The sequence below is a fragment of the Burkholderia sp. Se-20373 genome (assembly GCF_017104705.1).
In the GTDB taxonomy this organism is placed as follows: domain Bacteria; phylum Pseudomonadota; class Gammaproteobacteria; order Burkholderiales; family Burkholderiaceae; genus Burkholderia.
This window is the reverse complement of the sequence record NZ_JAAGPH010000080.1, coordinates 15348-36389: the sequence shown is the minus strand read 5'-3', so window position 1 is coordinate 36389 and position 21042 is coordinate 15348. Positions and strand designations below refer to the sequence as shown.

Annotated in this window: 19 protein-coding genes and 1 pseudogene; 11 read left to right on the top strand and 9 right to left on the bottom strand. The window is 66.7% G+C overall.

What is annotated here, in order from left to right:
• The 4 genes from tilS to cysS form a co-directional block, all read right to left on the bottom strand.
• Window positions 1-1185 (bottom strand): tRNA lysidine(34) synthetase TilS (gene tilS / locus G3N96_RS23895; RefSeq protein WP_206138671.1); only part of this gene is annotated, 1185 nt, incomplete at its 3' end.
• Window positions 1186-1231: 46 nt separating this feature from the next.
• Window positions 1232-2203, bottom strand: coding sequence for an acetyl-CoA carboxylase carboxyltransferase subunit alpha (locus G3N96_RS23890; RefSeq protein WP_039364696.1), 972 nt, complete (start codon window positions 2201-2203; stop codon window positions 1232-1234).
• Between the two features lie 103 nt (window positions 2204-2306).
• A complete protein-coding gene (locus G3N96_RS23885) occupies window positions 2307-3134 on the bottom strand; it encodes a DNA-3-methyladenine glycosylase (protein WP_206138669.1) in 828 nt (275 codons plus the stop codon).
• Window positions 3135-3177: 43 nt separating this feature from the next.
• Window positions 3178-4575 (bottom strand): cysteine--tRNA ligase, encoded by a 1398-nt coding sequence (gene cysS, locus G3N96_RS23880; RefSeq protein WP_069248324.1) that lies wholly within the window; start codon window positions 4573-4575, stop codon window positions 3178-3180.
• A gap of 234 nt (window positions 4576-4809) precedes the next feature.
• Between cysS and G3N96_RS23875 the strand changes: the two genes are divergently transcribed.
• The 4 genes from G3N96_RS23875 to G3N96_RS23860 all read left to right on the top strand — a co-directional run bounded on the left by G3N96_RS23875 (window position 4810) and on the right by G3N96_RS23860 (window position 7557).
• Window positions 4810-5532, top strand: coding sequence for a tetratricopeptide repeat protein (locus G3N96_RS23875; RefSeq protein WP_185634310.1), 723 nt, complete (start codon window positions 4810-4812; stop codon window positions 5530-5532).
• Window positions 5533-5571: 39 nt separating this feature from the next.
• Entirely contained in the window at window positions 5572-6153 is a 582-nt protein-coding gene (locus tag G3N96_RS23870; RefSeq protein ID WP_011352517.1) for a peptidylprolyl isomerase, read from the top strand.
• A gap of 88 nt (window positions 6154-6241) precedes the next feature.
• Window positions 6242-6733 (top strand): peptidylprolyl isomerase, encoded by a 492-nt coding sequence (locus tag G3N96_RS23865; RefSeq protein WP_006478428.1) that lies wholly within the window; start codon window positions 6242-6244, stop codon window positions 6731-6733.
• A 23-nt stretch (window positions 6734-6756) separates the two neighbouring features.
• Window positions 6757-7557 carry a UDP-2,3-diacylglucosamine diphosphatase gene (locus tag G3N96_RS23860; RefSeq protein WP_206138667.1) on the top strand — a complete coding sequence of 267 codons (801 nt, stop codon included), beginning with the start codon at window positions 6757-6759 and terminating at the stop codon, window positions 7555-7557.
• 48 nt (window positions 7558-7605) lie between these two features.
• Here G3N96_RS23860 and cysE read toward each other — a convergent pair whose 3' ends face one another.
• On the bottom strand, window positions 7606-8409 hold the full coding sequence (gene cysE, locus G3N96_RS23855; protein ID WP_089425733.1) for a serine O-acetyltransferase: 804 nt from the start codon (window positions 8407-8409) through the stop codon (window positions 7606-7608).
• Between the two features lie 267 nt (window positions 8410-8676).
• Window positions 8677-9501 (bottom strand): RNA methyltransferase, encoded by an 825-nt coding sequence (locus G3N96_RS23850; RefSeq protein WP_206138665.1) that lies wholly within the window; start codon window positions 9499-9501, stop codon window positions 8677-8679.
• Between the two features lie 280 nt (window positions 9502-9781).
• Between G3N96_RS23850 and G3N96_RS23845 the strand changes: the two genes are divergently transcribed.
• The 4 genes from G3N96_RS23845 to G3N96_RS23830 all read left to right on the top strand — a co-directional run bounded on the left by G3N96_RS23845 (window position 9782) and on the right by G3N96_RS23830 (window position 16641).
• Entirely contained in the window at window positions 9782-10585 is an 804-nt protein-coding gene (locus G3N96_RS23845; protein ID WP_039364710.1) for an inositol monophosphatase family protein, read from the top strand.
• A gap of 312 nt (window positions 10586-10897) precedes the next feature.
• The gene (locus G3N96_RS23840; RefSeq protein ID WP_206138663.1) at window positions 10898-12520 is read left to right on the top strand and encodes an NAD(P)/FAD-dependent oxidoreductase; all 1623 of its coding nucleotides are present in this window, start codon (window positions 10898-10900) and stop codon (window positions 12518-12520) included.
• Window positions 12521-12731: 211 nt separating this feature from the next.
• Window positions 12732-15389, top strand: a complete 2658-nt coding sequence (gene mutS / locus G3N96_RS23835; RefSeq protein WP_206138661.1) for a DNA mismatch repair protein MutS — start codon at window positions 12732-12734, stop codon at window positions 15387-15389.
• The gene (locus G3N96_RS23830) at window positions 15370-16641 is read left to right on the top strand and encodes a hypothetical protein (RefSeq protein WP_206138660.1); all 1272 of its coding nucleotides are present in this window, start codon (window positions 15370-15372) and stop codon (window positions 16639-16641) included. Before mutS ends, G3N96_RS23830 begins: the two co-directional genes overlap by 20 nt.
• On the opposite strand, the gene G3N96_RS23825 is transcribed toward G3N96_RS23830, so the two are convergent.
• Entirely contained in the window at window positions 16621-17163 is a 543-nt protein-coding gene (locus tag G3N96_RS23825; RefSeq protein WP_059554208.1) for a peptidylprolyl isomerase, read from the bottom strand. The genes G3N96_RS23830 and G3N96_RS23825 overlap by 21 nt on opposite strands.
• A gap of 32 nt (window positions 17164-17195) precedes the next feature.
• On the opposite strand from G3N96_RS23825, the gene G3N96_RS23820 reads away from it, so the two are divergent.
• From G3N96_RS23820 to G3N96_RS23815, 3 genes and pseudogenes are all read left to right on the top strand, one after another.
• On the top strand, window positions 17196-18416 hold the full coding sequence (locus G3N96_RS23820) for a cupin domain-containing protein (protein WP_206138658.1): 1221 nt from the start codon (window positions 17196-17198) through the stop codon (window positions 18414-18416).
• A gap of 56 nt (window positions 18417-18472) precedes the next feature.
• Window positions 18473-18719: pseudogene (locus G3N96_RS39895) on the top strand (hypothetical protein).
• Entirely contained in the window at window positions 18649-18912 is a 264-nt protein-coding gene (locus G3N96_RS23815; protein WP_021162672.1) for a hypothetical protein, read from the top strand. Before G3N96_RS39895 ends, G3N96_RS23815 begins: the two are co-directional and overlap by 71 nt.
• Window positions 18913-19025: 113 nt before the next feature.
• On the opposite strand, the gene G3N96_RS23810 is transcribed toward G3N96_RS23815, so the two are convergent.
• Window positions 19026-19802 carry an MBL fold metallo-hydrolase gene (locus tag G3N96_RS23810; protein ID WP_089461255.1) on the bottom strand — a complete coding sequence of 259 codons (777 nt, stop codon included), beginning with the start codon at window positions 19800-19802 and terminating at the stop codon, window positions 19026-19028.
• A 4-nt stretch (window positions 19803-19806) separates the two neighbouring features.
• Window positions 19807-20952: an outer membrane protein assembly factor BamC gene (gene bamC / locus G3N96_RS23805; RefSeq protein WP_089456463.1), complete on the bottom strand. Its 1146-nt coding sequence runs from the start codon at window positions 20950-20952 to the stop codon at window positions 19807-19809.
• Window positions 20953-21042 lie beyond the last annotated feature (90 nt).

Genomic DNA, 21042 nt, shown 5'->3' with positions numbered 1-21042 from the left:
CGCGCGGGCACGCGCCGCCAGCCGCGCGCCGCGCAGCAGCGCCTCCGGCACCGCGTCGGCGCTTCCCGCATCGGCCGGCGCGAACACGAACGTGCCGCGCCACCCCGGCAGGTGCCAGACGTCCTGCCCGTCCCACGCGAGCATCGCTTCCGGATGCGGGCTCCCGGCGCCGTCATCGGCCGGTTCGCTGCTGTCGCCCGCTTCCCAGTAGACGACATCGCGATACAGGCGCAGGCATTGCCCCGCGTGATCGACGCGCAGCGCATGGGCGACATGCGTGGCACGCAACTGCCGCATCATGTTGGCGAGCCGGGCAGCCGACGCGCCCGGCAAGCCGAGCCGGCGCATCCAGAAGCGCAGCAGGTTCGCGCCGCGCGTGTCGTCGAACGCGACCAATGCGTCGCGCGACAGTGCCCGCCCGTCATCGCGCGCGGCAACGGCGAAGTCGAGTTCGGCCAGATCGTCGAGCAGTCGCTGCGCGGCCGCCGCATGCTGGGCCGCGCGGCCGAGCGCGTCGCGAAAGCCCGGGAAATGCACGGCCAGCGCCGGCAGCACGTCGATGCGCAGCGCATTGCGCGCGTACCGCGTGTCGTTGTTCGATTCGTCGTCGATCCACGCCAGATCGTGCTGCGTCGCATAGCGCTCGAGTTGCGCACGCAACAGTCGCAGCAGCGGGCGCACCCGCTCGACGCTCACGCCGTCAGGGCGGTAACGCGGCGCCATGGCGGCAAGCCCCGCGATCCCCGCGCCGCGCAACAACTGCAGCAACACCGTCTCGGCCTGGTCGTCCGCATGCTGTGCGAGCCACAGCGCGGCCGCGCCGTGGCGCTCGCACATCTCGTCGAGCGCCGCATAGCGCCGCTCGCGCGCCGTTGCCTCGACACCGAGGCCGCTGTCGCGCGGCACGTCGACGCGCATCGATTCGAACGCGACACCGAGCCCTGCGGCGCTGGTCTCGGCATGCGCCACCCACGCGTCGGCATTCGCACTGAGCCCGTGATGCACGTGCAGCGCGACACAGCGCGACGCGCCCGCGACGCGCACGGCCGCATCGAGCAGCACCGTCGAGTCGAGGCCGCCGCTGTACGCGATTGCGATGCGTGCATCGGGCGGCATGCCGGAAAGCGCAACGCCGACCGCGTCGAGAACGACGCGATCGGCGGAGAATTCGGTGGGCGGAATCACGAGGAGAACGCGCACGCAGCGGCGCGCGATTGGAGGACGCAGCCGGTCATGCGCCCGGCGTGGTTTCCTTGAACTTGCCGTAGGCCATCAGGCGCTCGAAGCGACGCTCGCGCAGCGCATCGATGCTCATCCCCTGGAACTGGCGCAGCGAATCGGCCAGCGCACGGCGCAGCAGCGCAGCCATGCCCTTCGGATCGCGATGCGCGCCGCCGAGCGGCTCGTTGATGATCTTGTCGATCAGGCCGAGCGCCTTCAGGCGGTGCGCGGTCAGGCCCAGCGCTTCCGCTGCTTCCGGCGCCTTCGCGGCGCTCTTCCACAGGATCGACGCGCAGCCTTCCGGCGAGATCACCGAGTAGGTCGAAAATTGCAGCATCATCACCGTGTCGGCCACCGCGATCGCGAGCGCGCCGCCCGAACCGCCCTCGCCGATCACCGTCGTGATGATCGGCGTCTTCAGCTCGGCCATCACGTAAAGGTTGCGGCCGATCGCCTCCGACTGGCCGCGCTCTTCCGCGCCGATGCCCGGGTACGCGCCCGGCGTGTCGACGAACGTGAAAATCGGCAGACCGAACTTCTCGGCGAGACGCATCAGGCGTTCGGCCTTGCGATAGCCTTCCGGACGCGGCATCCCGAAGTTGCGCGCGGCGCGCTCCTTCGTGTCACGGCCCTTCTGGTGACCGATCACCATGCACGGATGGCCGCCGAAGCGCGCGAGCCCGCCGACGATCGACACGTCGTCCGCGAATGCGCGGTCGCCGTGCAGCTCGTGAAAATCGGTAAACAGTTCCGCAACGTAATCGAGCGTGTACGGACGCTGCGGATGCCGCGCGATCTGCGAGACCTGCCACGGCGACAGGTTCGCGTAGAGGTCTTTGGTCAGTTGCTGGCTTTTCTTCGACAACCGCTCGATTTCTTCCGAAATGTCGACAGCCGAGTCGTCCTGCACGAATCGCAGCTCTTCGATCTTGGCCTCGAGTTCGGCGATCGGCTGTTCGAAATCCAGAAACGTGGTCTTCATGTGTTCGAATCCTTGGGTCTTGCGGCAGCGCGTATTCTACCCGCGCGGGCGACGCTCAAAACCGACTCTCAACTATTGATGTTTAAAACCCGATAGCCGCCGCTCAGGCGTCGGCGTCGGGCGCATCGAGGCTGCGCCACATATACCAGGTCGCGACGGTGCGCCACGGTTCCCAGTTGGCGGCAACCTCGCGCGCCTCGCTGCGCGTGACGGGTTCCCCGCTGAAGTAATTGACGCTGATCGCGCGGATCAGGCCCGGGTCGTCGAGCGGCAGGACGTCGGGCCGCGACAGGTTGAAGATCAGGAACATCTCGGCCGTCCAGCGGCTGATGCCGCGGATCTGCGTGAGTTCCGCGATCACGTCCTCGTCGTCCATCGACGTCCATTTGTCGACGTGCAGCGCACCCGACACGAAATGCTGCGCGAGATCGAGGATGTATTCCGTCTTGCGCTTCGACAGCCCGCACGCGATCAGCTTGTCCGCACCGAGCCGGATCACCGGCTGCGGCGCGAGCTTCGGACAGGCATCCCCGATGCGCGCCCACAGCGACTGCGCGGACGGCACCGAAATCTGCTGGCCGACGACCGAGCGCGCGAGCGTGACGAACGGGTCGCCGCGCTTCACGAGATGCGCGGGACCGAACTTCGGAATCAGTTTCTTCAGGATCCGGTCGCGCTTGACGAGGTCGGCGCATGCCTTGTCCCAGTATGCAGGACGCACGACCACCTCCTCGCCGTCCGCTTCGGACACACGGGCTTTGCGGGCCGCGTCGGCGGCCGGCAGCACCGCCGCCGGCGGCGCATGACCGTTGAGCGCGCCGTTCGGCACGGCGCGCGTCGCGTCCGTCTTCGCCGGCGGCACGCGCTTGGCTGCCGGACGCGCGGCGACCGGGGTCGCGCGCCTGACCGGCGCTTTTCTAGCCGTTGCCATCTTGCCTCCTACCTGACGGATCGGTCAGTGGAACGCACCGCGCTCATACGCGACGCCATTCGGTCGATCCGCCCGGTTTGTCTTCAAGTGCGATACCGGTCTCGAGCAGTTCCGCCCGGATCCGGTCCGCTTCGGCATAGTCCTTCGCTTGCTTCGCCGCGACACGCGCGGCGATCTTCGCTTCGATCTCGTCGGCGGCGAGCCCGCCCGCCTGCGCGGCGCCGGACGCCTGCTGCAGGAACGCGCGCGGTTCGCGGCCCAGCAGGCCGAGCAGGCCCGCCAGCTGTTTCAGTTGCCGCGCGAGCGATGCGTCGCCCGTGCGATTCACCTCGCCCGCCAGCTCGAACAGCGTCGCCACCGCGACCGGCGTGTTGAAGTCGTCGTTCATCGCGGCGGCGAATCGCTGCGCGTGCGGCTCGTTCCAGTCGAGCGCGAGCGTGTCGGCTTCAACATCTTTCAGCGCGGTATAGAGACGCGTGAGCGACGCGCGCGCATCGTCGAGATGCACGTCGCTGTAATTGAGCGGCGAACGGTAGTGCGTGCGCACGATGAAGAAGCGCATGACTTCGGCATCGTAGCGTTCGAGCACTTCGCGGATCGTGAAGAAGTTGCCGAGCGATTTCGACATCTTCTCGTTGTCGACCTGCACGAAGCCGTTGTGCATCCAGTAATTGACGAACGTCTGGCCGGTCGCGCCTTCGCTCTGCGCGATCTCGTTCTCGTGGTGCGGGAATTGCAGATCCTGCCCGCCACCGTGGATGTCGAAATGCTCGCCGAGCAGCGTGCAGCCCATCGCCGAGCACTCGATGTGCCAACCCGGGCGCCCCATCCCGTACTTCGACGCCCACGACGTGCCTTCCGGATCCTCCGGCTTCGCGCGTTTCCACAGCACGAAATCGAGCGGATCCTCCTTCGCGTCGTTCGCGGCGACGCGCTCGCCCGCGCGCAGATCGTCGAGCGACTTGCCCGACAGCTTCCCGTAGTTCGCGAACTTGCGCACCGAGTAATTGACGTCGCCGTCGGTCGCCTGGTACGCGTAGCCGTTCGTCTCGAGCGTCTCGATCATGCCGAGCATCTGCGGGATGAACTCGGTCGCGCGCGGCTCGATGTCGGGCCGCTGGATACCGAGCGCGCTTTCATCGTCGTGCATCGCGCCGATGAACCGGTCGGTCAGCGACTTGATCGTCTCGCCGTTCTCGACCGCGCGGCGGATGATCTTGTCGTCGATGTCGGTGATGTTGCGCACATACGTGACCCGGTAACCGATCGCACGCAACCAGCGCTGGACGAGGTCGAACACGACCAGCATGCGCGCGTGGCCCACGTGACAATAGTCGTATACGGTGATTCCGCATACGTACATCCGCACTTCGCCAGCCTGGCGCGGCACGAAGACTTGCTTGTCACGCGCGAGCGTGTTGTAGATGCGCAGTGATTCCATAGAGATGAACCGTGAGCCGAAGGAAACCGCCCTGGCGAAGCTCGCCCAGCATGCGAAACGGACGGACCATCTGCTGCGGCACCAGGCCGAGCGTCCTCGATATCACATGGGGCGGTCAGGCTGCAAGCACAGCGGTGACGGCCACGAGAGGCAAAGAAAGACTGTCTGACGCTCGCCGGAACGCGCAGACGTTTTGTTAGAATGGCTCGGAGTATAACATTCCGATTTACGCCTATGAAACCTCATCGCGGCCGCGCGCAGAGCGCTGCGACCCTCGTTGCGACCACCGTCATGGGCGTCGCGCTGACGCTTTTCGCGGCTCCCGCGGCGCATGCGCAGAAGGCCCCGGCCACCGCCGACGGCACGCCCGAAATCGACGCGTCGATCGCCGGCAAGCAGTGGAAGCAGGCGCTCGCGCAGCTCGACGCGCGCATCGCATCGAACCCGCACGATGTGCAGGCGCAGTTCAAGCGCGGCACCGTGCTGGCCCGCCTGAACCGCGATGACGACGCGATCCAGCAGTTCGTCGCGATCACGCAGGCGTACCCCGAACTGCCCGAGCCGTACAACAACCTTGCGGCGCTTTACGCGAAGCATGGCCGCTACGACGAAGCGCGCACCGCGCTCGTCACGGCGACGCAATCGAACCCGGGCTACTCGCTCGCGTACGAGAACCTCGGCGATCTCTACCTGCGCCTCGCGGCCGAGTCGTACAAGCGCGCGCAATCGCTCGGCCGCACGAGCGGCGCGACCGCGCAGCGCCTTGCCGATCTCCAGAAGATCGTGTCGCCGCCGAAGGCCGCGCCGAATGCCCGCGCAGCCGCATCGGCCACGCGCGACTACTCCGACCGCGCTGCCGCGAACGTGAGCACCACCACGCTGCCGATGTCGCCGACGTTCCAGTTCAGCGGTCCGTCAGGCGCGCTGGCGGCGCCGTACGTCGCGCCGTCGAAATAAGCGGCGCGGCCTTCCTTCCCTCCCAACCTGAGGATCGCAATGAAACGTCTGTTGCTGGCGCTTGGCGGCGCCGCCCTTCTCGCGACCGCGACCGCACCTGCGTTCGCGCAATCGGCTACCGCGCACCCCGTCGTGCAGCTGAAGACCTCGCAGGGCGACATCCGCGTCGAGCTCTACCCGGAGAAGGCGCCGAAGTCCGTCGCCAACTTCCTCGATTACGTGAAGGCCGGCCAGTACAACGGCACGATCTTCCATCGCGTGATCAAGGGCTTCATGATCCAGGGCGGCGGCTACAAGACCAACTTCGAGGAGAAGCCGACCCGCGCGCCGATCCCGCTGGAGAGCCGCAATGGTCTGAAGAACCTGACGGGCACGATCGCGATGGCACGCACGAGCGATCCGAACTCGGCCACCGCGCAGTTCTTCATCAACACGGTCGACAACAGCGGCCTCGACTACCCGAACCCGGACGGCAACGGCTATGCGGTGTTCGGCAAGGTCGTGTCGGGTCTCGACGTCGTGAAGAAGATCGAAGGCGTCGCGACGACCTCGCGCGGCCCGATGCAGGACGTGCCCGCGCAACCGATCGTGATCGAATCGGCCAGCATCGTCTCGAAGTAAGAACCTGCCGGCACGTCCGGCGCCTCACGCGGCCGCGTCGCACGACCGGCCGCGTGCCAATTAAACCGCCTCACCGAAGGAATTCATCATGGTTGAACTGCATACGAACCACGGCGTGATCAAGCTCGAGCTCGACGCCGCGAAGGCACCGAAGACGGTCGAGAACTTCCTGAACTACGTGAAGAAGGGCCACTACGACGGCACCGTGTTCCATCGCGTGATCAACGGCTTCATGATCCAGGGCGGCGGCTTCGAGCCGGGCCTGAAGCAGAAGCCGACCGATGCGCCGATCGACAACGAGGCGAACAACGGCCTGAAGAACGACAACTACACGGTCGCGATGGCGCGCACCAACGATCCGCACTCGGCGACCGCCCAGTTCTTCATCAACGTGAACGACAACGACTTCCTGAACCACTCGTCGCCGACGCCGCAAGGCTGGGGCTACGCGGTGTTCGGCAAGGTCGTCGAAGGCCAGGACGTGGTCGACAAGATCAAGGGCGTCAAGACGGGCAACGCTGGTTTCCACCAGGACGTGCCGACTGACGACGTCGTGATCGAGAAGGCCGTCGTGGTCTGACGCGCAGTTACGGAGGCACTTCGATGTTGCAGGAGAGTCCGCCGCGAAGCGTCTCCGCGGGCGTGCCGGGCGAGCGCGAATACGCGCAAGCCGCACGCCCGTTCCTGTTTCTCTCCGATCTGCACCTGAGCGAAGCGATTCCGAAGACGGTCGCCGCGTTCGAGCATTTCGTGAAATACACCGCCGACAGCGCCGACTCGGTGTTCATCCTCGGCGACCTGTTCGAGTACTGGATCGGCGACGACATCCTCGACGACGATCCGTTCGCGGCCCGCATGGCCGCGCTGATGCACACGTTCTCGGAGCGCGGCATTGCGCTCTACGTGATGCACGGCAACCGCGATTTCCTGCTCGGCCGGCGCTTCATGAAGGCGGCCGGCGCGATGCTGCTGCCCGATCCTTCGCTGATCATGGCGTTCGGCCAGCGCATCGTGCTCGCACATGGCGACGCGCAATGCACGGCCGACCGCGGCTACCAGGTATTCCGTCGCTTCGCGCGCAACCGCGCGGCGCAATGGCTGTTTCTCGCATGGCCGTTCCGTTGGCGCCGTGCGCTCGCGCAGCGCATGCGCTCGAACAGCGAAGCGGGCCGGATGCGCCCTGCTTCGGCGATCTACGATGTCACGCGTGAAGGCGTGGCCGCGCTGTTCCGGAAAAGCCGCGCAAGCGTGATCATTCACGGCCATACGCACCGCCCCGCCCGGCACATGGAACCGGCTGGCATCCGCTGGGTGTTGCCCGACTGGGATCTCGACCATGGCAAGCCGCGCGGCGGCTACCTGCGCGTCGACGCGGAAGGCATCCACGCGATGCCGCTCGACTGACACCGCTGCTGCCGTCGCACCCACCGGCAGCAGCGGGCATCCATTGAATTACGCCTGGCGTTCGACCGACTTGCCTTCCAGCACGGCCGACAGCCGGCGCAGATCGAGGCGCGCCGCGTCGGCGCCCTGCAGTGTTTCCAGATGCGTGCCGAGCCGTTCGAGCGCCGCGACGATCTCGTCGACGCGGCGGCTTTCCTTCGCCGCGTGATCGATCAGCCCGTGAATCGCGAGCGACATCGGATCATCGGCATTCGGCGTGATCCCGTATGCGCAGAACGCCGCGCGCTCGGGCTGCGGCTTCGGCTGCGCCGGCATCACGACGCGCGCCGGATTGCCGACCGCCGTGCCGCCTGCCGGCACCGGCTTCACGACGACCGCGTTCGAACCGATCTTCGCACCCGCCCCGACCGTGAAGCCGCCGAGCACCTTCGCGCCCGCGCCGACGATCACGCCGGCCTCCAGCGTCGGGTGGCGCTTGGCGCCGCGCGTGAGCGACGTGCCGCCCAGCGTCACGCCCTGGTAGATCGTGCAATCGTCGCCCACGATCGCCGTCTCACCGATCACGACGCCCATCCCGTGATCGATGAACACGCGCCGGCCGATCGTCGCGCCGGGGTGAATCTCGATCCCCGTCAGGAACCGGCCGGCCTGCGACGCGAAACGCGCGAGCCAGTAGCGCTTCGCGCGCCAGCATGCGTGCGCGAAACGATGCAGCACGAGCGCATGCAACCCCGGATAACAGGTCAGCACTTCCCATGCACTGCGAGCGGCGGGATCCCGCTCGCGAATCGTTGCAACGTCTTCGCGCAGTCTCGTGAACATGATGTGGTCTGGGAAAAGGCCGGCGCGCATCGCCGGCAATGACCGGCCGTTATCGCGCCGGGTAATTTGCTTATGACGTTTGGCGATTGTAGGGCGAGTCACGAACGACCGCACGCGCTTGCCAGTTCCCCCCGCCGCCGGCGCGGGTATTCCGGCGGAACGCTTGCTGTTACTGGGCTTGCGGGGTGGTCGGCCAAATGAAAAGATCGCCCCCGGCGCTTTCGGCGGCCGGACCGGCACCTGCCGACAGGGTGGTTCCCCGCGCGCCGGACATCCCCTGCCCCGTGCGCCGACCGCTTACGCGTCGCCGTCGGGCTTGCCCGATTTCAGCAGGATGTGCTTCGCGACGCCGCGCAGGATGTTGACCTCCTCGCGCTCGAGGCCCGTGCGCGCGAACAGGCGCCGCAGCCGTGGCATCAGCTTCTTCGGGTTGCGCGGATCGAGGAAATCGAGCGCGATCAGCGCGTTCTCGAGGTGCACGTACATCCGCTCGATTTCGTCGCTCTGCGCAAGCGTGCCGGCTTCGGCCGACGGTTGCGCCGACGGCTCGCTCGCCTGCTCGAGAAACGCGACACGCAGCTCGTACGCAAGCACCTGCACGGCCTGTGCGAGATTCAGCGAACTGTAGGCCGGGTTCGCCGGAATATGCGCCAGCGCACTGCACTGCTCGACATGCTCGTTCGCGAGGCCCGTGCGCTCGTTGCCGAACACGAGCGCGATGTCGCCCGTGCCGACCTGCGCGCACGCCTGCGTGGCGGCGGCACGCGGCGCCAGGCGCGGCGGCCCGTATTCGCGCGTGCGCGCAGTCAGCGCAATCGACCAGTGAACCCCGGACAGCGCGTCGCCGAGCGTCGGCACGACATGCGCGGACGCGAGAACGTCGTCCGCGCCGCTGGCCATCGCGATCGCCTCGGGATCGCTCTGCACGTGCGGCACGCGGGGCGCGACCAGCACGAGACGCGAGAAGCCCATCGTCTTCAGCGCGCGGGCGGCCGCCCCGACATTGCCGGGATGGCTCGGCTCGACGAGCACGAAACGGGTGGACGTGAAGCCGCCGGACGGCGGCTGGGACGAGGCCGCGCCCGGCTCGGACGGCGCGGCGGTGATCTGCGGGGTTTCCACTACGATACGACTCGGTTCATCAGAATGGCAGTATGGTATCGCCATCGCCGCGGCAAACCCACTCGTCCGGACGGATAGTGGGGGTTTCCCCGTACGCCGGTCGCCTGAAACCGCCAAAAATCGGGTAAAATCATGCCTTTACGCGCCGCACTTCGTGCGACGCGGGTCGTACCCCGTTCTTTGTCAATTCGCGTCTCATCTCGCCTGCCACGCTTGCGCCGTGCCGGGCGGTTGTTCCACTTCGTGGCGGCCCGTGCCGCCAGCTACAGGATCCAGGCTCATGCATCCCATGCTCAACATTGCTGTCAAGGCTGCGCGCCGCGCCGGACAGATCATCAATCGCGCGTCCCTCGATCTCGACCTGATCGAGATCCGCAAGAAGCAGCAGAACGACTTCGTCACCGAAGTGGACAAGGCCGCCGAAGACGCGATCATCGAGACGCTGAAGACCGCCTACCCCGACCACGCGATCCTCGCGGAAGAATCGGGCGAATCGGAGAACGAATCCGAATTCAAGTGGATCATCGATCCGCTCGACGGCACGACCAACTTCATCCACGGCTTCCCGTACTACTGCGTATCGATCGCGCTCGAACACAAGGGCGTCGTCACGCAGGCTGTCGTCTACGACCCGAACAAGAACGACCTGTTCACGGCCACCCGCGGCCGCGGCGCGTACCTGAATGACCGCCGCATCCGCGTCGGCCGCCGCGACCGCCTGTCGGACGCACTCGTCGGCACGGGCTTCCCGTTCCGCGAAAAGGACGGCCTCGATGCCTACGCGCGCCTCTTCACCGAAATGACGCAGGCCTGCACGGGCCTGCGCCGTCCGGGCGCGGCCGCACTCGATCTCGCGAACGTCGCGGCCGGCCGCCTCGACGCGTTCTTCGAACAGGGCATCAACGTGTGGGACATGGCAGCGGGCAGCCTGCTGATCACCGAGGCCGGCGGCCTCGTCGGCAACTACACGGGCGACGCCGACTTCCTGCATCGCCATGAAATCGTCGCCGCGAACCCGAAGATCTACGCGCAGATGATCCCGATCCTGAAGGGTTACACCCACGTGCATCCGGCGGCGGAGTAAGCCCGGCCGCGCCTGCATGGCGCGGCTTGCGCGCACGCCGCTCGTGGGTATCGTCACGACGGCGCACCGTTCGCCTCCCGGTTGCCGGGGGGCGGGACAATCTTCCCGCACAAGGGTCGCTTCGTGCGCCTATCCTGAAGTTGCCTGAGTTGTACGGGCCGGTCAGCGCACTTCCCGCTTGCACGGCCCTTCCCGCAATGACAATGATGGGTTTGCGTCCGGCATGCCCGCACGGCGGACAACACCGCCGGCAGCCGGCCCCCGACCGTATCAACACCGCCACGACGCCGTGGCAATCGCATCCGAGTCCCCATGTTACGGCTAAGCGAAATTAAACTCCCCCTCGACCACCCCGAAAGCGCGCTCGAGGCCGCGATTCGCGCGCGCCTCGCGGAGCTTGGCGTGGCCGCGGACGGGCTCCTCCGTTACACCGTGTTCCGCCGTGCGCACGATGCGCGCAAGCGCGCCGACATCAAGCTCACGTATATCGTCGATGTCGAAGTCACGGATGAGGCAGCCGCGATCAAGCGCCTCGCCGGCAAGCCGCATTGCGGCGTGACACCCGACATGGCGTACCACTTCGTCACGAAGGCGCCCGAGCACGGCAATTTCCTGCGCCCGGTCGTGATCGGCATGGGGCCGTGCGGCCTGTTCGCGGGGCTGATCCTCGCGCAGATGGGTTTCCGCCCCATCATCCTCGAACGCGGCAAGGCCGTGCGCGAGCGCACCAAGGACACCTTCGGCCTGTGGCGCAAGAGCGTGCTCAACCCCGAATCCAACGTGCAGTTCGGCGAAGGCGGCGCCGGAACGTTTTCCGACGGCAAGCTGTACAGCCAGATCAAGGATCCGAACCACTATGGCCGCAAGGTGCTGGACGAATTCGTCAAGGCCGGTGCGCCGGACGACATCCTGTACCTGAGCCGGCCGCACATCGGCACGTTCCGCCTCGTCAGCATGGTGGAAAAGATGCGCGCGTCCATCCACGAACTGGGTGGTGAAGTGCGTTTCGAAACGCGGGTCGACGACATCGAGATCGATCAGGGCAAGGTGCGCTCGCTGAAGCTCTCGAACGGCGAAACGCTGCAGTGCGACCACGTGGTGCTGGCCGTGGGCCACAGCGCGCGCGACACCTTCCAGATGCTGCACGATCGCGGTGTCTACATCGAAGCCAAGCCGTTCTCGCTGGGTTTTCGCATCGAGCATCCGCAGGGGCTGATCGATCGCAGCCGCTTCGGCAAGTTCGCGGGCCACAAGCAGCTCGGCGCGGCGGATTACAAGGTGGTGCATCACTGCAGCAACGGCCGCGCCGTCTACAGCTTCTGCATGTGCCCGGGCGGCACGGTGGTCGCGGCGACCTCCGAGCCGGGCCGCGTGGTCACCAACGGCATGAGCCAGTATTCGCGGGCCGAGCGCAACGCGAATGCGGGCATCGTCGTCGGCATCACGCCGGACGACTATCCCGGCGGTCCGCTGGCGGGCATCGCGTTCCAGCGCAAATGGGAAGAGCGCGCGTTCGAACTCGGCGGCGGCGATTACCGTGCGCCGGGCCAACTGGTCGGCGATTTCATCGCCGGCCGGCCGTCGACGTCGCTCGGCTCCGTGGAGCCGTCGTACAAGCCGGGCGTGAACCCGACCGATCTCAGCACCGCGCTGCCGGACTACGTGATCGAAGCGATTCGCGAAGCACTCCCCGAGATCGACAAGAAGATCGCCGGCTTCGCGATGCATGACGCGGTGCTCACCGGTGTCGAGACGCGCACGTCGTCGCCGATCCGGATTCGACGCAAGGACGATTACCAGAGCATGAACGTCGAGGGGCTGTATCCGGCGGGTGAAGGTGCGGGGTATGCCGGTGGCATCTATTCGGCGGCCATCGACGGGATCGAAGTTGCTCAGGCTGTGGCGCTCAGCATGACGTCGGGGCAAACGGCCTGATGTATGAAACGAGTCGGCGCGCGAAGGTTCTCGACCTGAGCGGCGCCGACTTTCGCATGGCCTGCCGGAAGCGCGGTCGGACAGCGGCGTGAGAACGACCGCCGCCGGTCGCGCAATCTCCGGCAACCTGGCCGAATGGCGAACTTCGCGCGTGCAGGCCGAAGCCACTGGTAAACTCGGGCAACCAAAGCAACAACTTCACGCCTGACTTATGACCACGCTGTCGCCCGACGCCTTCGCCGGCCATACCCCGATGATGCAGCAGTACCTGCGCATCAAGGCCGACCATCCCGACACGCTTGTCTTCTACCGGATGGGCGACTTCTACGAGCTGTTCTTCGAAGACGCGGAGAAAGCCGCACGCCTGCTCGACCTGACCCTCACGCAACGGGGCGCATCCGCCGGCACGCCGATCAAGATGGCCGGCGTACCGCATCACGCGGTCGAGCAGTATCTTGCGAAGCTCGTGAAGATGGGCGAATCGGTCGCGATCTGCGAGCAGATCGGCGATCCCGCCACGTCGAAGGGCCCCGTCGAGCGCAAGGTCGTGCGCGTCGTCACGCCCGGCACGCTGACCGATGCCGCGCTGCTGTCCGACAAGAACGACGTTTACCTGCTCGCGATGTGCACCGGCCACAACAAGCGTGGCGTCGCGGTGAACATCGGCCTCGCATGGCTGAACCTCGCCAGCGGCGCGCTGCGGCTCGCCGAAATCGAGCCCGACCAGCTCGCTGCCGCGCTCGAGCGCATCCGGCCGGCCGAGATCCTGACGCCGGACGGCGTGACCGATGCCGTGCCGGCCAGCGCCGGCGCAAGCAAGCGCGTGCCGGCATGGCACTTCGACATCGCGTCGGGCACGCAGCGCCTGTGCGACCAGCTCGATGTCGCGAGCCTCGACGGTTTCGGTGCGCATTCACTCACGAGCGCGTGCGGCGCAGCCGGCGCGCTGCTGCTCTATGCGGCGGCCACGCAGGGCCAGCAACTGCGGCACGTGCGCAGCCTGAAGGTCGAGAACGAAACGGAGTACATCGGTCTCGATCCGGCCACGCGCCGCAACCTCGAACTGACCGAGACGTTGCGCGGCACCGAGTCGCCGACGCTGTATTCGCTGCTCGACACCTGCTGCACGACGATGGGCAGCCGCCTGCTGCGTCACTGGCTGCATCACCCGCCGCGCGCGTCGGTCGCCGCGCAGTCGCGCCAGCAGGCGATCGGCGCACTGCTCGATGCACCGGCCAACGCAAGCCTCGATGCGCTGCGCAGCGCGCTGCGCCAGATCGCCGACGTCGAGCGGATCACCGGGCGTCTCGCGCTGCTGTCCGCCCGTCCGCGCGATCTATCGAGCCTGCGCGACACGTTCGCCGCCCTGCCGGCACTGCGCGAGCGCATCAGCGCGATCGTCGCGAACGCGGACGCACTCACCCGCGTCGACGCAGCACTCGCACCGCCCGCCGAATGCCTCGACCTGCTGACGAGCGCGATTGCGCCCGAGCCGGCCGCGATGGTGCGCGACGGCGGCGTCATCGCGCGCGGCTACGACGCCGAGCTCGATGAGCTGCGTGACATCTCGGAGAACTGCGGACAGTTCCTGATCGATCTCGAAGCACGCGAGCGCACGCGCACCGGCATCGCAAACCTGCGCGTCGAATACAACAAGGTGCACGGCTTCTACATCGAGGTCACGCGCGGCCAGACCGACAAGGTGCCCGACGATTACCGCCGGCGCCAGACACTGAAGAACGCCGAGCGCTACATCACACCCGAACTGAAAACCTTCGAGGACAAGGCGCTGTCCGCGCAGGAGCGCGCCCTGGCCCGCGAGCGCGCGCTGTACGACGCGGTGCTGCAGGCGCTGCTGCCGTTCATCCCGGAGTGCCAGCGCGTCGCATCGGCGCTCGCCGAGCTCGACCTGCTCGCCGCATTCGCCGAACGCGCCCGTGCGCTCGACTGGGTCGCACCGACCTTCACCGACGAAATCGGCATCGAAATCGAACAGGGCCGCCACCCGGTCGTCGAAGCGCAGGTCGAACAATTCATCGCGAACGACTGCCGCTTCGGCACCGAGCGCAAGCTGCTGCTGATCACCGGCCCGAACATGGGCGGTAAGTCGACGTTCATGCGACAGACCGCGTTGATCGCGCTGATGGCGTATGTCGGCAGCTACGTGCCGGCCAAGTCGGCATGCTTCGGCCCGATCGACCGGATCTTCACGCGGATCGGCGCGGCGGACGATCTCGCGGGCGGCCGCTCGACCTTCATGGTCGAGATGACCGAAGCCGCTGCGATTCTCAACGACGCGACGCCGCAAAGCCTCGTGCTGATGGACGAGATCGGCCGTGGCACGTCGACCTTCGACGGCCTCGCGCTCGCGTGGGCCATCGCGCGCCACCTGCTGGCGCACAACGCGTGCTACACGCTGTTCGCGACGCACTACTTCGAGCTGACGCAACTGCCGGCCGAATTCCCGCAAGCGGCCAACGTCCACCTGTCGGCCGTCGAGCACGGCCACGGCATCGTGTTCCTGCACGCGGTCAACGAAGGCCCGGCCAACCAGAGCTACGGCCTGCAGGTCGCGCAGCTCGCAGGCGTTCCGGCGCCCGTCATCCGCGCCGCGCGCAAGCACCTCGCGTATCTCGAACAGCAGTCGGCGTCGCAACACACGCCGCAGCTCGACCTGTTCAGCGCGCCGCCGGTGGCCGCCGACGATCTGGAATGCGCGGACGCGCCGGCGCTGCCCGACACACCGCATCCGGCGCTCGAAAAACTGCGCGACATCGATCCCGACGATCTCAAGCCGCGCGAGGCGCTCGACCTGCTGTACGAACTGCGCACGCTGGTCCGGTCGCACGATGTCGACGGACACGCGTAAACGCATCCCGCGCGGCCTGCCGGCTCGCGCGACTGCCGCGCTCGTCGCGGCCGTGCTCGCGCTCGCGCAGGCCACCGCGCTGGCCGCGCCGCCAAAGCGCAGCACGACGCCCTACTCGTTCGCGGTCGTGTCGGGCGTGATCAACGTCCCTGCGGACGAACCCGCCGCCCAGCGGCTGCTCGATGCGATCGCGCGCGAGCGCAACCTCGCGTTCGTCGTCTATGCGGGCGATCTCAAGGGTTCGAAGGAAGCGTGCCGCGATGCACTGTATTCGCAGCGAGGCGCGATCCTGGATGCGGCACGCGTGCCGCTCGTGTTCATTCCCGGCCACGACGACTGGGTAACGTGCAACACTGCGGCCGGTGGCAGCTACGATCCGGTCGAGCGGCTCGACTTCCTGCGGCAGACGCTGCTCGCCGATTCGGCACTGCCCGACCCCGGCGCGCTGCAGATCACGCGGGAAAGCGAAGTCGCACGGTTCCGCCCGTATCGGGAGAACGCCCGATGGATGCGCGACGACATCGTCTACGTCGCGCTCAACGCGCCGGCGCCGAACAACCATTACCTGACAGCCGGCGGCCGCAACGGCGAATTCGAGGACCGCATCATCGCGAACGGTTTCTGGATCGACCACGCGGCCGAATACGCGAAGCGGCGTGAGGCACGCGCGATGGTGGTGATGTTCGAAGGCGATCCGCAGTTCGAACGCTATGAACGCGCGGAACGCTTCGCATGGCTGCGTTTCAACCGGCCGCGCGTGCGCGACGGCTTCCGTGAGCTGAAACGAACGCTGGTGAAGGCGGCGACGACGTTCCGCGGCCCGATACTCGTGATGCACGCGAGCAGCGAACCGCTTGCGAACGGTTTTCTGATCGACCGCCCGCTGCGGGCAGACGACGGTGAACTGGTGGGTAATGTGACGCGCGTCGCGATCGGACCGCGCCATCCGACGAATCAGTGGGTCAAGGTGAGCGTGTCGCCGGCACGGCAGACGATCTTCAACGTGAGCCTGCAGGAGGTGCCGAAGAACCTGCCCGTGCCACCCGCGCTGCCGCTCGTGCCGCGTGACGACGTGCCGCTGCCGCAGATGCCGGAAATCCCTGCGTTGCCGGCGCTGCCCGACTCGTCGTCGGTCGCGCCGCCATTGCAGGGTGACGGCGCCGCACCGGGCGGCGCGTCGTGGCCGGCGCCCGCCCCTGCGTCGGGGCCGGCACCCGGCTTGCCTGCGAGCTCAGTGCAGGGTACGCCCTGACGGCGCTTCGCCGTCTTCGTCGTCGTCCTCGTCGACGATCTCGAGCCCTTCCGCACCGTGTGCGTGCTCATGCTCGATTTCGTCTTCGGTGGCTTCGCGAACGTCCTTCACGGTGAGCGCGAAACGCAGCGCCATGCCTGCCAGCGGATGATTGCCGTCGAGCACGACCTTGTCTTCGGCGACGTCGGTGACCGTGTAGATCAGCGAATCGACTTCCTCGTCGCCGTCTTCCGGCGTGCCTTCGAACTGCATGCCCACTTCGAGCGGCTCGGGAAAACGATCGCGCGGCTCGATCTTCACGAGTTCGGGATCGTAGTCGCCGAACGCGTCCTGCGGCTCGAGCTGAACCTGCGCCTCGTAGCCCGGCTCATGGCCGTCGAGCTGTTCCTCGATCTTGGGGAACGTGCCATCATAGCCGCCGTGCAGATAGACCATCGGCTCGTCGCTTTCCTCGATCAGATTGCCCTGTGCGTCCGACAGCTTGTAAGTGACCGACACGACGGTGTTTTTTGCGATTTTCATCCAATTCTCCCAAATACAAGTCTCATTATACGATGCGCAACCGGTCTCAAGCCGAACCGCGGGATGCCGCTGCCGCCCCGCTCGGCGCGCCGCCTTCCGATCTTCCCACACCGCTGCTCGGCGGTCTTACGCCGGCGCAATTCATGCGCGGCTACTGGCAGAAGAAGCCGCTCCTGATCCGCCAGGCGATCCCCGGCGTCGCGTCGCCGGTTTCGCGCGACGCGCTGTTCGAGCTCGCAGCGGACTATGACGCGGAATCGCGACTGATCACCCATTTTCGTAACAAGTGGCAACTGGAACACGGCCCGTTCGAGCCCGGCTCGCTGCCGGCCGTGACGCGCAAGGCCTGGACCCTGCTCGTGCAGGGTCTCGACTTGCACGTCGATGCGGCGCGCGCACTGCTCGACCGCTTCCGCTTCATCCCCGACGCGCGTCTGGACGACCTGATGATCTCCTATGCGACGGATGGCGGCGGCGTCGGTCCGCACTTCGATTCGTATGACGTATTCCTGCTGCAGGTCGAAGGGCGGCGCCGCTGGCGCGTCGGTGCACAGAAGGACCTGTCGCTGCAACCCGACGTGCCGCTGAAGATCCTCGAAAATTTCGAGCCGAGCGACGAATGGGTGCTGGAACCCGGCGACATGCTCTACCTGCCGCCGCACATCGCGCACGACGGCGTCGCCGAAGGCGAATGCATGACCTGCTCGATCGGCTTCCGGGCCCCGTCCGCCGGCGAACTGGGCGCCCAGTTCCTGTACTATCTCGCGGAGCGTGGCGGCCTGCGCGACGGTTGCGGCGACGATCTTTACCGCGATCCGAAGCAGCCGGCCGTCGACACGCCCGCCCGGTTGCCTCCGGCGATGGTCGAGCGCGTGGCCGAGATCGTGGACGCGATCCGCTGGCGCAAGCGGGACGTCGCCGAATTCCTCGGCTGCTACCTGAGCGAGCCCAAGCCGAACGTCGTTTTCGACCCGCCCGCGCGACCGCTATCCGAGGCCGCATTCGTCACGCAAGCGTCACGCCGTGGCGTGTGTCTCGACAGAAGGGCCGCATTGATGTATAACGCGCGCTCGTACTTCATTAATGGTGAAGAAGGACCGCTCGAGCAGGCCAGCGAATGGCTGCCCGAACTGGCCAATCAACGCCAGATGGAGGCGAAACGGTTTGTAACACTATCCCGGGTTCCCTCGATGACAGCCTTGTTGCACGAGTGGTATCGTGCGGGCTGGATACGGGTCGGAAACCGGATTTAGTGTGAGTCGCCCCGTATGCCCGTACGGATCAAATTCTGTATGGGAAAGACAACGTATTGACCCCGCATTTGTCGACGGTCGATAGGAAAGTGCATATAATTTCCGCCCAAGCCGTAGGGAAGATTCACGCTCTAAGAAGTGCATCTCCACCAGCGGCCCAGGTCGGTGTTGGAGCACATTACCGGTATTGTTTCGCGCTGTTGCTTACCTTTAACCATAAAAGGACGTGATCATGAAGAAATCCCTCCTCGTAGCTTCCCTGTTGGCTGCTGTTGCACTGGCTGCTTGCAACAAGAGCGCTGATCAAGCTGCTTCGTCGGCTGCAAGCGACGCGGCTGCTGCTGCTTCGTCGGCTGCTTCGGCAGTTGCTGGTGCTGCGAGCGACGCTTCGGCTGCTGCTTCGTCGGCAACGGCTGCTGCGAGCGACGCTGCTGCTGCAGTGGCGTCGGCTGCTTCGGCAGCGACGGCTGCTCCGGCTTCGGGCGCAAGCCAGTAAGCCTCAGCGTCAGCTGAAAAAAAACCGGCCCGAGGGCCGGTTTTTTTACGTCTGTCGTTTCAGCGTCTGTCGCACGGCAGTCGCACCGGGCCGCCGCAGCGGCGCCGCTCCGCTCATCCGAGCGCCAGCCAGTCGAAGCCCGCGTCCTGCGTGGCCACGACCACGTCGTCCCCGCTCGTCCCCAGTACACCGCCAAACGCCTGGCGGACCAGTTCCGGCAGGTTGTTCTGCTGGCTCAGGTGCGCCGCGACCAGGTGCTTGAGGCGGCTGCGCTCCAGCGACGCGAGGATGTCCGCTGCGGCGTCATTGCTCAGGTGGCCGTGGTTGCCGCCGATACGTGCCTTCAGCGACTGCGGATAGCGGCTTGAGGCCAGCATCGCGGTATCGTGGTTGGATTCGAGCACCAGCGCGTCACAGCCGCTCAGGACGGCCGTGATGTGCGGCGTAGCCATCCCGACGTCCGTCAACACGCCGAGCCGGCTGGCGCCGTCCATAAAGACGAACTGGAGCGGCTCACGCGCGTCGTGAGGGACGGTATAGGGCATCACGGCCAGATCGCGGATCGCGGCCGTCTCGTCGCCCCACAGCACGTGGAGATCGACATCGGCCTCGTCCGCGCCAACCGCGCGCGCGGTGCCCCAGCTCATGTAGAGCGGCAGCGATCCGCGGCGAGCGAGCGTCAACGCGCTGCCAACATGGTCGCTGTGTTCGTGGGTGATGAGAATCGCATCGAGATCGCCGATGCAGAGATTCAGTCGGCCGAGCCGGCGCTCGACCTCCTTGGCGGAAAAGCCGCAGTCGAGCAGCACGCGGGTGGTCGTCGTGCCGCTCGAGGCCTCGACGACCAGCGCGTTGCCTTCGCTGCCGCTTCCGAGGCTGGAGAATCGCACGCGCTTAGTTCAGCTGCGCGTGGAGCAGCGAAATGATCCGCTGGGCGTCCGACGAGTTGTCGACCTGGCCGTTCGCGCCGACCACCGCAACCTGCGTGCTGCCGTTGCCCTGTGCGCGCACGTTGACGAGGTACTCCTTGCCCGGCTTCGCGGCCGACGGACCGCCATAGAACAGCTTGCCGAACAGGCCGTCGCGCTTGAGCTCTTCCATCGTGTTCGCATAGCGCACGGTGTACACACCCTTCTCGCGATCACGATTGTCGACCGCGAAGTTGGTGCGGTCGAGCGCCAGGCCCACGCGCAGCCATGCGCGGTCGAACGACTCGGCCAGTTGGAGCGTCGCCCCGCCGCTGCTCGTGTCGCTGACCTGCGCCGGCGCCGTCGCGGGACGGGCATCGGTCAGCAGTTGCTTCGCCTGCGCATCGGTCAGGCCGAACTTCTGCATCAGCTTCGACAGGAATACGGCTTCGAGCACCGGGTTGCGCGGACGCTCTTCCCAGCGCGACGACGTGCCGCCCTGCGGGCCGACCATCATTTCTTCCATCGCGCTGTGCGTGATCGAGATATCGGTGTTGCCGTCCGACGTGCGGTTCACGAGCGTACGGAAGCGGTCGCGCGTGCCGGACGAGTACGCGAAATCGATGACCTTGCCGATCGTACGGCGGAACCAGTCGTCGGGGATGTTCGCGCGGTTTTCAGCCCAGTCGGTGGCCATGATGCCCGTCGACGGTGCATCGGTCTTCAGCGAGAAACCGTTCTCCTGCCAGAACTCCTTCAGGATCGGCCACAGCTGCTCGGGCGTGCGGCCATCGACGACGAGCCAGCGGCGGTCGCCGTCGCGCTCGATGTGCATGCCGAGCGGATCCTGCGCGCTCGGGATGCCGTCGGTCGCGTTGCCCGCCTGCGTCGTGACCCGCGGCGGCAGCGTGCCGAGGCCGGCGTTGCTCGGCGGCGCAACGAACTGCTGCGTCGTCGGCACCGGCTTCAGGTCGCTCGGCACCGCGAGCGGCGGCGCCGAACCGGTGTTCTTGTAGTTGACCCGGTCAGGGGCCAGGTAGTCGTTCAGCGTATCGCAGCCGGCGAGCGCGCCCAGCGCCAGCGCCACCACCGACATCTGGATGGCGCGAGAGGAAAAGGCGAAACGTTTCATGAAATCCTTCGTCTTGCTAGAACGCTCGTCAGGAGCGGCGCCGGACGGAGCCGGCCGGTGCGGGTTGATCAGGGTTCGAGCCGGCGGCCG